11 protein-coding genes are annotated in these 13,392 nt (G+C 58.6%); 4 read left to right on the top strand and 7 right to left on the bottom strand.

What is annotated here, in order from left to right:
* Window positions 1-176: 176 nt before the first annotated feature.
* The 5 genes from EE949_RS19335 to EE949_RS19315 form a co-directional block, all read right to left on the bottom strand.
* The gene (locus EE949_RS19335; RefSeq protein WP_122665752.1) at window positions 177-1,364 is read right to left on the bottom strand and encodes an acyl-CoA dehydrogenase family protein; all 1,188 of its coding nucleotides are present in this window, start codon (window positions 1,362-1,364) and stop codon (window positions 177-179) included.
* Between the two features lie 129 nt (window positions 1,365-1,493).
* Entirely contained in the window at window positions 1,494-2,846 is a 1,353-nt protein-coding gene (locus tag EE949_RS19330; protein ID WP_122665751.1) for an LLM class flavin-dependent oxidoreductase, read from the bottom strand.
* A 39-nt stretch (window positions 2,847-2,885) separates the two neighbouring features.
* Window positions 2,886-3,866, bottom strand: coding sequence for an ABC transporter substrate-binding protein (locus tag EE949_RS19325; RefSeq protein ID WP_122665750.1), 981 nt, complete (start codon window positions 3,864-3,866; stop codon window positions 2,886-2,888).
* Between the two features lie 84 nt (window positions 3,867-3,950).
* The gene (locus EE949_RS19320) at window positions 3,951-5,534 is read right to left on the bottom strand and encodes a rhodanese homology domain-containing protein (protein ID WP_122665749.1); all 1,584 of its coding nucleotides are present in this window, start codon (window positions 5,532-5,534) and stop codon (window positions 3,951-3,953) included.
* Complete coding sequence (locus tag EE949_RS19315; protein WP_122665748.1) at window positions 5,531-6,154, bottom strand: cysteine dioxygenase; 624 nt, start codon at window positions 6,152-6,154, stop codon at window positions 5,531-5,533. The genes EE949_RS19320 and EE949_RS19315 overlap by 4 nt, the downstream gene beginning before the upstream one ends.
* A 327-nt stretch (window positions 6,155-6,481) precedes the next feature.
* Here EE949_RS19315 and EE949_RS19310 point away from each other — a divergent pair, with 327 nt between their 5' ends.
* Window positions 6,482-7,387 (top strand): LysR family transcriptional regulator, encoded by a 906-nt coding sequence (locus EE949_RS19310; RefSeq protein WP_122665747.1) that lies wholly within the window; start codon window positions 6,482-6,484, stop codon window positions 7,385-7,387.
* A gap of 64 nt (window positions 7,388-7,451) precedes the next feature.
* On the opposite strand, the gene EE949_RS19305 is transcribed toward EE949_RS19310, so the two are convergent.
* Together EE949_RS19305 and EE949_RS19300 are read right to left on the bottom strand one after the other, a co-directional pair.
* A complete protein-coding gene (locus EE949_RS19305; RefSeq protein WP_122665746.1) occupies window positions 7,452-7,862 on the bottom strand; it encodes a PA2817 family protein in 411 nt (136 codons plus the stop codon).
* 98 nt (window positions 7,863-7,960) lie between these two features.
* Window positions 7,961-10,408 (bottom strand): acyl-CoA dehydrogenase, encoded by a 2,448-nt coding sequence (locus EE949_RS19300; RefSeq protein WP_122665745.1) that lies wholly within the window; start codon window positions 10,406-10,408, stop codon window positions 7,961-7,963.
* Window positions 10,409-10,752: 344 nt separating this feature from the next.
* On the opposite strand from EE949_RS19300, the gene EE949_RS19295 reads away from it, so the two are divergent.
* From EE949_RS19295 to EE949_RS19285, 3 genes are all read left to right on the top strand, one after another.
* Window positions 10,753-11,376 carry a glutathione S-transferase family protein gene (locus EE949_RS19295; protein WP_122665744.1) on the top strand — a complete coding sequence of 208 codons (624 nt, stop codon included), beginning with the start codon at window positions 10,753-10,755 and terminating at the stop codon, window positions 11,374-11,376.
* Window positions 11,377-11,531: 155 nt separating this feature from the next.
* The gene (locus tag EE949_RS19290; protein WP_122666120.1) at window positions 11,532-12,464 is read left to right on the top strand and encodes an ABC transporter ATP-binding protein; all 933 of its coding nucleotides are present in this window, start codon (window positions 11,532-11,534) and stop codon (window positions 12,462-12,464) included.
* Window positions 12,461-13,252 carry an ABC transporter permease gene (locus EE949_RS19285; RefSeq protein WP_122396616.1) on the top strand — a complete coding sequence of 264 codons (792 nt, stop codon included), beginning with the start codon at window positions 12,461-12,463 and terminating at the stop codon, window positions 13,250-13,252. Before EE949_RS19290 ends, EE949_RS19285 begins: the two co-directional genes overlap by 4 nt.
* The last annotated feature ends 140 nt before the right edge of the window (window positions 13,253-13,392 follow it).

Below are 13,392 nucleotides of genomic sequence, written 5' to 3'. Positions count from 1 at the left end.
GAATTGAAATGCAATTCTTTGTGGGAGCGGTGCTTGCCCGCGATAAGGCTGGACGCGATTTCACTTTAGATCGCGTCCAGCCTTATCGCGGGTAAGCACCGCTCCCACATGGGATCGAGTTTGCTGCGCTACAGCGCTGTGTCAGAAACACTGGGCGACCTCTTACAGGTCATTCATCAGCCCGCAGCTTTCTCCCGCTGCGCAAACGCTGCTTTGCCTACGCCTACCAGTGTCACGTCATTCTGCGGGGTGTGAATGCGTGCACAGAGCACGTTGCGCAGATGCCGTTGCAGTGGGTTACTGCGTGACAGGCCGGGGTTGCCGGACGCTTCGATTGCCAGTTCCACCGCGCGAATCGCGTTGGTCGTCACCAGGTATTTGATCTGCGCGGCATGAGCCGGTGGGGTCAGGCCGGTGGCCGCCGATTGCAACAGGCTGTGGTTGTTGAACAGCAGTGTGTCGATCTCGCCAACCACTTCCTGAAAACGCGGCAACGTCGATAGCGCAGCACCGAGGTTGGACGGTTTGCGCTCTTCGAGCCATTGCACGAACCAGTTGCGGGCCGATTGGGCAACGCCGTCGTAAACCGAGGACAGCAAGACCGACATCCACATGAAACCTGCCGGGTCGAGTTCCGCTTGCGGTGCGCTCCAGGGGCTGACGCTGACGGCGTTTTCCAGTGGCACCAAGACGTCTTCGAAGATCACTTCATGGCTGCATGTGGCGCGCATGCCCAAGTGATCCCAGTCTTCAATGATGCGAATGCCCGGTGTGTTCTTGTGCACGAGCCAGCCGCCCACCAATGGATCGGCATCGTCGCTGCGGGCCCAGACGTTGTACCAGGTCAGGCCGTGGCTACCGGTAGAGTAGATCTTGCTGCCGCTGATGCGCCAGCCTTCGGCGGTACGTCGTGCGGTGGTTGCAGGCAGGCCGCCGCGAGCAGGCGTGCCCAGGTCCGGTTCGACCCGCAACGAGTTGATCAGTGCACCATCACGGACCGCTTCCTTCGCCACTTGCAGGCGTAAATGTTCCGGCCAGCTTTTGCTCTGCTGCAGGCGGGCATGCTGGATGTATTGCATGACCAGAATCAACGCCGTGGATGGTTCGCCCTGAGCGACGGCGCTGATGGTTTGCAGCGCCTGTGGCAGGTCGGCACCGCCGCCACCCAGTTCGGAGGGGACGGTCAGCCCAAGCAAGCCGTGCTCGTGCAGCAAGCGGAAGTTCTCGTGGGGAAACTCGCCGCTGTCGTCATAGCGCTGGGCTGTTGCGCCCAAGGCAGCGGTGATCGATGCCAGCCGGGCAGTGAAGGCCTCGGCGGACTCGATGTCGCTGACGGCAACGGGGCGAAGGGGGAGTGCGCTCATTGATGGGTTTCCTTTATGTACTTGTTGGAGCGAGGCTTGCCCGCGAAGCTGTCACCGCGGTGCGTCAGATATCTCGCGTACCGTTCTTCGTCCGGATGCGGCCCAGACCAAGCCTCGCTCCAACAGGAGTCAGGCCAGCTCCGCAGCTTCTTCCTGCTGCGCATAGCGGTTTTGCGGCACTTGCAGATTGAAGTGCTCGCGCAATGTAGAACCACTGTATTCGCTGCGGAACAAACCACGCTCTTGCAAGACCGGGACCACCAGTTCAGCGAAGTACTGCAAACCATCCGGCAGCAGCGAGTTGATGATGAAGCCATCGGCTGCTTCATGTTCGAACCAGGTCTGGATCGTGTCGGCAACCTGCTCGGCAGTGCCAACGAATTCGCGGCGTGGTCGGGAGAAGAACAGCGCCACTTCACGCAGGGTCAGACCTTCATCCTTCGCCAGTTGTTTGATTCGGTCCGAGCCGCCTTTCTGGCTGTTGGAACCCAAGTCACCCAGTTCCGGGAACGGCGCGTCCAGCGGGTATTGGCTGAAGTCGTGATCATTGAAGGGACGACCCAGCGCAACAATGGCGTCTTCAATGCTGACCAGCTCAACGGCCTGTTGATAGCGGCTTTCAACTTCGGCTTCATCGCGGCCGACAATCGGGCGAATGCCTGGCAGGATCGACAAATCCAGTGCGTTGCGACCAAACCCAACCGCGCGCTTTTTCAGATCGCGGTAGTAAGCCTGTGCCTCTTCCAGCGACTCCGCATGGACGAAAATGGCGTCTGAATATTCTGCGGCGAAGTTGCGTCCATCCTCGGAAGTCCCGGCCTGGAAAATCAGTGGGTGACCCTGCTTTGAACGGGCGATGTTCAACGGCCCTTTGACCGAGAAGAACTCGCCTTTGTGATTCAGCGCATGCAGCTTGCCGGGGATGAAAAACTCGCCGGTCTTTTTGTTGCGGGCAAAGGCGTCGTCTTCCCAGGAATCCCACAGGCCTTTGACCACAGAGACGTGTTCCTTGGCGATGCGGTAGCGCACAGAATGCGGCGGATGCTCACCCTTACTGAAGTTATCGGCGGTGCCGCTGAGCCACGACGTCACGACGTTCCATCCAGCCCGGCCTCCGCTGATGTGGTCCAGCGAAGAGATTTGCCGCGCCACCTGAAACGGCTCGGTGTAGCTCACCGTGACGGTCGCCACCAAACCGATGTTTTCCGTGGTCGCTGCCAGTGCCGACAGGATGGTCAGCGGCTCGAAACGGTTGAGGTAATGCGGGCTGGATTTCTCGTGGATGTGCAGGCTGTCGGCGATGAACACGAAATCAAATTTGGCTGCTTCTGCCAGTTTCGCCTGCTGCTTGTAATAGCCGAAGTTAACACTGGCATCTGCCTGGGCGTTCGGGTGACGCCATTCGCCCCAGCCGTGACCGACACCGTGGACCATGGCGCCTAGCTTCAATTGACGTGGTTCTTTTTGACGAGGCTTGCTCATGAGCGTGCTCCTGAATCGGAAAATAGGGTTGTGTGAGGGTTAATGAGCGGCTGTTTGCACAACCTGAGCACGCGAAGCGTTGAAGCTTTTGTCGAAGCCTTTTGAGACGTCGATCGATTTGGTCAGGATGCCTTCCTGTTGGTAAATATCAGCGGTGACTTGCAGGCCCTTGATCACGTTGTCGTCGATCTCTACCCGGTTCATTTTGGTGGCGTTGGCGATTTCCAGATGAACCTCGATCGGCAGGCCGGTGATCGCCGCCTGAGCCTTGGCGTATTCAGCAGGGTGGGCGTTGCTCCACAGATAGGCGCGTTCAACCCGCGCCACAAAGTCATCGAGTTGCACGCGTTTGTCGGCGATGGCTTTGCTGGTCGCGGCCAGGTACAGGTGGTTGCTCAACAGCTCGCTGCCGCTGATCAGCACCCGGTCATGACTCTGCGTGGTGGCGACTGTGGTGTACGGGTCCCATGTGGCCCATGCGTCTGCGCCGCCGCTGGACAAGAGAATGCGCGATTCACCCGGCAGCAGATTGATGAAGGTGACATCGCTGGATTGCAGGCCTGCCTGACGCAAAGCTCTGATCGCCAGGTAGTGGCCGATGGAGCCGCGCCCGGTGACGATGCGCTTGCCCTTGAGGTCGGCGACTGTTTTGACCGGAGAGTCTTTGGGCACCAGCAACGCGGTGGTGAAGCGGCCTTCGGCGTGGGTAATACTGACGACTTTGAGCGGCGCGCCAGCACCCAGAGCAAACACGTAAGGCGCATCGCCCAAAGCACCGATATCCACGGCGCCGGCGTTCAACGCTTCACCCAGTGGCGCGGCAGAAGGGAATTCGGAAAACTTGATTTCGTAGGGCACGTTTTTCAGTTCGCCCGAGACTTGCAGCAGTGCCTTGATCGTGGATTTCTGATTGGCGACCAGCAAAGGTTCAAGGTCGGCCGCTATTGCCTGTTGGCCGAGGGTTACGCTCAGCAGCGCGCCCAGCAACAGTTTTTTGAAATTAAAGGTGTTCGACAACATGGGTGTATCTCCAGGCTAATAGAGTGCTGGCAAGGACCTCCGCCTGGAGGGGTCGGTCCTGTACTTGAGAGTATCTGGATCGTTTTAAATGACCTGGAACCCATGGGTACCATCACGGGCGAGCTGCTCCACCAGACCGAACTCCCAGTCCAGATAGGCCTGCATGGCTTCACGTGGCGCATCGGTGCCTTCATACGGGCGCCGATAGCGATCGATGCGCGGTGAGGCGAGTTGGCTTTCGCCGGTTTCCAGTGGCAGCCCGGCCTTGATCCAGCTGGCGGTGCCATCCTTGAGCAGGAACACCTGCTTGCCGGTCAGGGCTTCAACTTCGGGCACTGCAAGGCGCGCCAGTCTGCTGCTGCCGCAGGTCAACACGTAGCGCTCGGCTTTAGGGATTTTTTGCAGCGCATCGTGCAACTGAGCGCGCAACGTCCACCATGCGCCGGGAATATGCTGCTTGACGTAGTTGGCGCTGGCAGTGAAATCCAGCACTGCAACGTCGCCATGCTGCTGCCATTCGGCAAGGGTGTGCGGGCTGATTTCTTCCACTTGTGCGGGCGCAGGAATCGGCGCGCTCCATTCGCCTTGTTCGCTGAAGTCGCTGGCTTGCAGGCCATCAATCACAAAAACTTCCCAGCCCAGTTGGGCCAGCCAGGAGGCGGACATGTTGGCGCGCACGCCGTCGTCGTCCACCAGTGCCAGACGCGCACCGCGCACGCTGGCGTAGTGATCGGTTTCCTGTACCAGTTGCCCGCCCGGTGTTGAGCGTGCGTTTGGCAAATGGCCTTTTGCAAATTCTTCCGGGGTGCGCACATCCAGCAGGTAAGTGGTGCGCGATGGGTCGGCTTGCCAGCTGCTCAGTTCACTGGGGCTTGCACGGCGCACGCCTGCCTTGTCGGCAACACGACGAGCGTCGGCTTCTGCAATTTCGCGGGTTTCTTCACTGACCGCAGCAAAGCGACGCGCCTGACCGTGGTCCAGTGTCTGCCCCGCCAGCAGCCAGCCAATCGTGCCGTTGCGCAAGGCGCTCACCTGATTGGGAATGCCAGCGTTGACCAGTGATTGGGTGCCAATGATGCTGCGCGTACGCCCCGCGCAGTTAACGATGATGCGGGTGCTCGGGTCCGGTGCCAGTTCGCGGGCACGCAGTACCAGTTCAGCCCCCGGCACACTGATGCCGCTGGGGATGCTCATGGTCTGGTATTCGTCGTAACGACGTGCGTCGAGCACCACCACGTCGGCTTTGGAGTCGAGCAATTGCAAGACTTCTTCAGCCGCCAGCGAAGGTGTGTGGCGATGATGTTCAACCAGCTCGCCGAAGGCTTTGCTGGGCACGTTGACGTCGATGAACAGTTCACCGCCAGCCTCGCGCCAGCCCTGCAGGCCACCTTCGAGCAGTTTCACATCGCTGTAACCCAATGCCTGCAAACGCTCAAGGGCGCGCTGGGCCAGACCTTCGCCGTTGTCATAGACGGTCACGGCAGTGTCCAGGCGCGGGATGCGCGACAACACTTCCAGCTCAAGCTTGGACAGCGGGATATTGGCGGCAAACAACGGGTGGGCTTCAGCGAACGGTGCTTCCTCACGAACGTCGACCAGGGCGAGTTCTTCATGAGCCAGCAGCGCTTGGCGAATATCGGCGAAGGAGCGGGTGGTCAACTGAGTCATTGTGCGTGGTTCTCTTTTGCAGGGCTCTCTTTGGACAGATCCCAGATGTTGGGCAGAAAGGCGTTGGAATAGCCGGAGATAAATAGTTTTTCAGTGCCGTCGGGTTGATACACCGCCCGCCGCACCGCACCGATGTTGGCGCCATAAACGTGGATGCTGATCGAGACCTGATCGCTGAAAGCATTGCTGACCTGATGCACGTCATTGCTGCGTGGCGACAGGGCTTCGACATGGCCGGGTTCGAGACGAATCGCCGGACCCTCACGTTCCAGTCGGCCGTCCGGGCTGCGGGCGAAGCCTTGGGAATATTCAGCGCCGCGCAACATGCCGATCAGGCCCCACACGCGGTGGTCGTGGATAGGGGTGGTTTGGCCTGGACCCCAGACGAAACTGACAATCGAAAAGCGCTGCCGGGAGTCGGCGTGCAGCAGGAATTGCTGATAGCGCTCGGGGCTTGGGATGGCGTATTCGTCAGGTAGCCAGTCGTCGTAGCTGACCAGTTGACCCAGCAGCTTACCGCCGCGATGCAGCAGATCGCCCTCGCGAGGGTTGCTGTCGATCAGCTCGGCCAGCGCGCCAATGAATTCTCTGAGTCGTTCAGGGTGTCGGGTCTGCGTCATGTCTATACCAGCGCCAGGTTAATGCGTGGCTTAATATAAACATAATGGCTTAGTCTAATATGCGATTATTTTATGATTAGGTTATAACCAAAGGTGCTGAGAAAGAGCTAGCGATATGAAGCTTTAGGATTTGAGTGCTCAATATAGCTATCGCGAGCAAGCTCACTCCTACAGCTGAAACGCGGTCCTCTGTAGGAGTGAGCTGCTCGCGATGGCGTCGGTGGGCCAACGCAGCTGCAATCGTCGAGTTACTCCAGCTATCCACAAACAGCAAATGCCACTATGCTTTTCGCCTATCTCTTATCTGACTCTTTATGTGCGGTCCGAATGAAAATTGATGATATCGATGCCTTTGTGGCGGTGATTCGTTGCCAGTCGATCAGCCATGCGGCGCAATCGCTGGATCTAACTCAGCCGGCGATTACCCGGCGGGTGCAGAATTTCGAGCAGGCGTTGGGCGTCGAGCTGTTCGACCGCAACACCAAACCGCTCAAGCCAACGCAGATGGGCAACCAGGTTTATCAGCGCTGCCTGTCGATCCTGCGCGAGATGGATGCCTTGCGCGAGCTGGTGGCCAGCGATACACCGCCCAGTGGTCTATTGCGATTAGGGGTTCCTCAAACTATCGGCGACGTAGTGCTGCTCGACGCGTTAAAACAAATGCGCAGCGAGTTTCCTGATCTGCGCGCGCAAGTGTCCACAGGCTGGGGCAGTCATCTGGTCAACAAGATCGAGAACGGCGAACTGGACGCGGCCGCGGCGTTGTTCCCGGCGGGCAAGATTTTCCCGGAAAACATCATTGGCGAGTCCATCGGCAAGATGGAATTGGTGGTGGTTTGCGCTCGTTCTGCTTTGCCCAAAGGCTCGGTAAAACTGGCCGATTGTTATCAGCAGGGTTGGGTGCTAAACCCTGATGGCTGTGGTTTCCGCGCTGGCTTGCAACGTACCTTGTCGGATCAGGGGCTGAGCTTGAAGGTCAACCTGGAAACCTTCGGTACTGAATTGCAGTTGGGTCTCGTAGCCGACGGCATGGGGTTGGGGCTGGTGCCACGGCCCTTGCTTGAACGCAGCATCCATCGGGAGCAACTGGCGGTATTGCCGGTCAAGGACTTCAAACCGGTGATGGATCTGTGGCTGATCTACCCGCGCTTCCTGGGCAACCTGCAAGGGCCGGTCAGCTCGTTTGGTGAGCTGGTGGCGCGCTCGTTGAAGCAGGTTAAAGACGCTGCTTGATTGAACGCAAACGCCCCTGAATGTCAGGGGCGTGGTTTTACGGTCGCAGATCTGGTTACGCAGATCAGTGCTTATTGGCCTGAGCAGGCGTGGCCAGCAGTTGCTTTTCCATGTTCCAGTCAAACGGTTCGTCGTTCTGCTCGGCTTCGTAGCGACGCTCTTCCAGCGACTGGTACAGCTCGATTTCTTCGTCAGGCATGAAGTGCAGGCAGTCACCAGCGAAGAACCACAGCAGGTCGCGTGGCACCAGATGGGCGATTTGCGGGTAACGCTGGATCACCTGACACAGAATGTCCTGGCCCAGGTACTGGCTTTCGATAGGGTCTTGCGGCAGCAGGGTCAGCAGCTCGTCGAAGCGCTCCATGAACAGGGCATGGCTTTCCTCGGGAACCTGCTCGGCCTCGCCCAGTGCGACCAGGATGCTGCGCAGGTGTGCCAGCAGGTTCAGTTGGTGGTCGAGATTGGCGTCGGCCATGGGGCAATCCTCAAAGACAAAAAAACAGGCGCGAGAGTATAAAGCTCTGCGCGCCTGCTGTGGTGATGGACTGACCAGTTCCGTCAATCCGTCAGCCCTTAGCGAATTTTGCCTTCGCTCAGGGTCAGCTCTTCCTTGGCAAAATCGTCGACATCAATGACTTTGCGTCGCGCCGCCTCGGCTGCCCGCAGCGTTTCGGCCTCGGCCGGTTGCAGCACACTGGCATTGAGCGCTGCGTCGATGACGTGCTCGCCTGCCACCGGCTTGAACTGCCCGCCCTTGAGGGCCACGTGCAGCTTTTTGTGCAACGGTTGCGCAGCGTTCAACAGGTCGCTGGCGTGTTGCAGTGCGCCGACCGCGTCGTCGGGCGATTGCGGGCGGTAGCAGCCGGCCAGCAACTCTTCCAGGGTAGGATCGCCTTTGGCGCGGCCCAGCACAGCGGCAACCTGTGCATCCAGTTTGTCCGATGGACCTTTGTGACGACGTCCGAAAGGGAACACCACCACGCGTAACAAAACGCCCAGTACGCGGTTCGGGAAGTTGCTCAACAGCTCATCCAGAGCGCGTTCCGACTCACCCAGCGCTTCTTCCATTGCCCACTCAAAGACGGGTTGCAGATGCTCGGGGTAGCCCAGGTCGTGATAGCGCTTGAGGGCCGCCGACGCCAGATACAGATGGCTCAATACATCGCCCAGTCGCGCTGATAGACGCTCACGACGTTTCAGTTCGCCGCCGAGCAACATCATGCTCAGGTCGGCAAGCATGGCGAAGGCCGCGGCCTGGCGATTCAATGCGCGATAGTAGCTCTGGCTCAGGTCATCGCCCGGCGCTTTTTCGAAGCGACCAAAGCCCAGATTGAGAATGAACGTACTGGCTGCGTTACTCACGGCAAAGCCGATGTGTTTGAGCAGCAAACTGTCGAACTCAAGCAATGCCTGATCATGGTCTTCGCGACCGGCCAGAGCCATTTCCTTGAGCACGAACGGGTGGCAGCGAATGGCGCCCTGACCGAAGATCATCAGGTTACGCGACAGAATGTTCGCGCCTTCAACCGTGATGAAGATCGGCGCTCCTTGCCAATTGCGGCCCAGATAATTGTTCGGGCCCATGATGATGCCCTTGCCGCCGTGCACGTCCATGGCGTGGGTAATGCACTCGCGACCACGTTCGGTCAGGTGGTACTTGAGGATCGCCGACAGCACTGACGGTTTCTCGCCAAGGTCTACCGCGTTGGCGGTGAGCATCCGGGCGCTGTCCATCAGCCAGGCGTTGCCGCCGATCCGCGCCAGGGATTCTTGAATACCTTCGAAGGCCGACAGCGGTACGTTGAACTGCTCACGTACCTTAGCGTACTGGCCGGTGACCAGACTGGTGAACTTGGCTGCACCGGTGCCGACGGCTGGCAGGGAGATGGAGCGACCTACCGACAGGCAGTTCATCAACATCATCCAGCCTTTGCCGAGCATTTCCTGACCACCGATCAGGTACTCGAGCGGGATAAATACGTCTTTGCCTGAGTTAGGGCCGTTCATGAACGCAGCGCCCAACGGCAAGTGACGACGACCGATTTCAACGCCCGGCGTTTCCGTCGGGATCAATGCGAGGCTGATGCCCAGATCGACTTCGTCGCCCAGCAAGTGCTCCGGGTCGTAGGCTTTGAATGCCAGACCGAGGAGGGTGGCGACGGGGCCGAGGGTGATGTAGCGCTTTTCCCAGTTGAGGCGCAGGCCGATCACTTCTTCGCCCTGCCACTGACCTTTGCAGATGATGCCTGTGTCGGGCATGGCGCCGGCGTCGGAGCCTGCCAGCGGCCCGGTCAGGGCGAAACACGGAATGTCATCGCCGCGAGCCAGACGCGGCAGGTAGTGGTTGCGTTGCTCGTCGGTGCCGTAATGCAGCAACAGTTCCGCAGGGCCGAGTGAGTTGGGGACCATGACCGTCGAGGCCAGGTCGCCACTGCGGGTAGCCAGCTTCATGGCCACTTGCGAGTGGGCATAGGCCGAGAAACCTTTGCCGCCGAACTCTTTAGGGATGATCAGGGCGAAGAAGCCATGTTGTTTGATGTGTTCCCAAGCGCGTGGCGGCAGGTCCATGGCCTGACCGATTTCCCAATCGGTGACCATTGCGCACAGCTCTTCGGTTGGGCCGTCGATGAAGGCTTGTTCTTCTTCAGTCAGTTGGACCTTTGGATAGCTGAGCAGCAGGTCCCAATCGGGGCGGCCGCTGAACAGTTCGCCATCCCACCAGACGGTGCCCGCGTCGATCGCATCGCGCTCGGTTTCAGACATGGGTGGCAACACTTTCTTGAACCAGCTGAACATCGGCGCAGTGAAATGTTTGCGCCGCAGGTCCGGCAGCGCCAGCGGCAAGGCGACGGCCAGCAGCAGAATCCAGAAGATCGCCATCAACCAGGTCGGCGCATGGCTGATGATGCCCATTGCCAGCAAGTAAACAGCGACTACGCCCAGCGCAGGCATGGGGGCGACGCGGCGGTGCGCGAGCCAGGCGATGCCAATGACCAGAACCACAATCCACAACAACAGCATAAGTAATCCTCCGTGATGACAGCAGCGAGCAGCCACTATCAAGAGCCCGGGCGTGTTCCGTCAAGGACGGTCCCCGAGCGAGTCATGGATAGTGACCCTGGTGGGGGGAGGGAGTTTCACTGCCTAATCCGTTCACCATCTGGAATGCATTCTTGTGGGAGCGGTGCTTGCCCGCGATAAGGCTGGACGCAATTCACTTTAGATTGCATCGACCCTATCGCGGGCAAGCACCGCTCCCACAAGAACAGCATTCCAGCAAGTCAACATAGAGATATCCACACGAAGCACCGCCCACAGGACTGTATTTCAGGTCTATCCTGTCGCCCATCTTCAAGGAGAAAGCAATGCTGAAAATCTGGGGTCGGAAAAACTCGTCCAATGTGCGCAAGGCGTTGTGGATCGCCGAAGAACTGAACTTGCCCTACGAGGCCCTCGATGCAGGCGGGGCATTTGGCTTGGTGGACGGCGCCGAATATCGGGCGAAAAACCCCAACGGTCGTATCCCGATGATCGAAGACGGTGATTTTGTGCTCTGGGAGTCCAACGCCATCGTGCGTTATCTCGCGGCCCGCCATGCACCTGATTCGGCTCTGTATCCCGCCAACCCGCAGCAACGTGCAGTTGCAGACAAATGGATGGACTGGACCACGTCAACCTTCGCCGGCCCTTTTCGCGATGTGTTCTGGGGCGTGCTGCGAACGCCAACCGAGCAGCAGGACTGGGTGCAGATCAATGGCGCGATCAAAACCTTGCAGAGCCTGTTGGTGGTTGTCGATGAGGCCCTGACGAAACAGCCTTACCTGTCCGGCGCCGAATTTGGCATGGGCGACATCCCGCTGGGCAGCTTCATTTACGCCTGGTTCGAAATGCCGATTGAACGACCTGCCATGCCGCACCTCGAAAGCTGGTATGAGCGGCTTAAAGCCCGGCCTGCTTATCAGGCGGCGGTCATGACCGCGCTCACTTGATCGAGTTAGATGAGCCGCGTCGATAGGTACTATCAATAGATCGCGCTGTACTTGAACGGTCCGGCCAAGCACCATTGCGGTGCTGGCTGGAGTTGTAATCATGTGTGTCAGCCCTCATCTATATCCCCTATTTCTTCACTGGTAATTTTTCCGACATGAGTTCTGCTCTATCCATCCGGCAGCTAACCAAAACCTACGGCAACGGTTTCCAGGCCCTGAGTGGTATCGATCTGGACGTCGCTGAAGGTGACTTTTTTGCTTTGCTTGGCCCTAACGGCGCGGGCAAATCCACCACCATTGGCATCATCTCGACGCTGGTTAATAAAACCAGCGGCACGGTGAATATCTTTGGCCATGATCTTGACCGCGAGCCCGCGGCGCTCAAGCGCTGCATCGGCGTGGTGCCCCAGGAATTCAATTTCAATCAGTTCGAGAAAGCCTTCGACATCGTCGTGACCCAGGCCGGTTATTACGGCATTCCGATGAAGATCGCCAAGGAGCGCGCCGAGCAATACCTGACCCAGCTGGGATTGTGGGACAAGCGCGACGTGCCTTCGCGCTCGCTGTCCGGCGGCATGAAGCGACGTCTGATGATTGCCCGGGCGCTGATTCACCAGCCACGTCTGCTGATCCTCGATGAGCCGACTGCGGGTGTCGATATCGAGTTGCGGCGTTCGATGTGGTCGTTCCTCACCGAGCTGAACGAGCAGGGCACTACCATCATTCTGACCACGCACTACCTGGAAGAGGCCGAGCAGTTGTGTCGCAACATCGGCATCATCGACCACGGGGTGATCGTGGAAAACACGGGCATGAAGCAATTGCTCAACAAGATGACCGTGGAAACCTTCCTGCTGGATCTCAAGCACGAGCACAAGGTCGCGCCACAGCTGATGGGCTATCCATGCACGCTGATCGACAGCCATACCCTGGAAGTCCAGGTCGACAAGAACGTTGGCATCACCGCACTGTTCAGCCAGTTGGCGGCGCAGAATATTGAAGTGCTGAGCCTGCGCAACAAAACCAATCGCCTTGAGGAGTTGTTCGTGTCACTGGTGGAAAAAAATCTGGCGAAGGTGGCGGTATGAGCAACGAGACGACTTCCGAGCTGCGCCCCAATCTGGTTGCCCTGAACACTATTGTCTACCGCGAAATACGTCGTTTCATGCGCATCTGGCCGCAAACCTTGCTGCCGCCAGCGATCACCATGGTTTTGTATTTCGTGATCTTCGGCAACCTGATCGGCCGTCAGATTGGCGACATGGGCGGCTTCACCTACATGCAATACATCGTGCCGGGTTTGATCATGATGTCGGTGATCACCAACTCGTATGGCAACGTGGTGTCGAGTTTCTTTGGTGCCAAGTTCCAGCGCTCGGTGGAAGAGCTGATGGTTTCCCCGGTTTCGCCCCACACCATCCTGATCGGCTACGTGCTGGGTGGTGTGCTGCGTGGTCTGGCGGTGGGCGTCATCGTGACGATTCTGTCGATGTTCTTCACTGATCTGCAGGTTCACCATTTGGGTGTGACCATTGTGGTGGTGTTGCTGACGGCGACGATCTTCTCGCTATTGGGCTTCATCAACGCCGTATTTGCGCGCAACTTCGACGATATCTCGATTATCCCGACCTTCGTGCTGACGCCCCTGACGTATCTGGGCGGCGTGTTCTATTCGATCAGCCTGCTGCCGCCGTTCTGGCAGACGGTGTCGCTGGCCAACCCGGTCTTGCACATGGTCAACGCGTTCCGCTACGGCATTCTGGGTGTGTCTGATATCCGCATCAGCATCGCCATGGCGTTCATGGTGATCGCGACCATCGTGTTGTATATCGGCTGCGCGCGGTTGCTGGTCAGCGGGCGCGGGATGCGCTCTTAATAGACTCTGGATTGAAGCATTTTTTTGTGGGAGCAGAGCTTGCTCGCGATAAGGCTGGATGCGATCTAAAGTGAACCGCGTCCAGCCTTATCGCGAGCAAGCTCTGCTCCCACAGGGTATGCACTGTTCCAAGGCAATGT

Source organism: Pseudomonas viridiflava (genome assembly GCF_900602065.1).
GTDB lineage: Bacteria > Pseudomonadota > Gammaproteobacteria > Pseudomonadales > Pseudomonadaceae > Aquipseudomonas.
The sequence above is the reverse complement of the archived record's forward strand: the minus strand, read 5'-3'. Positions and strand labels throughout refer to the sequence as shown.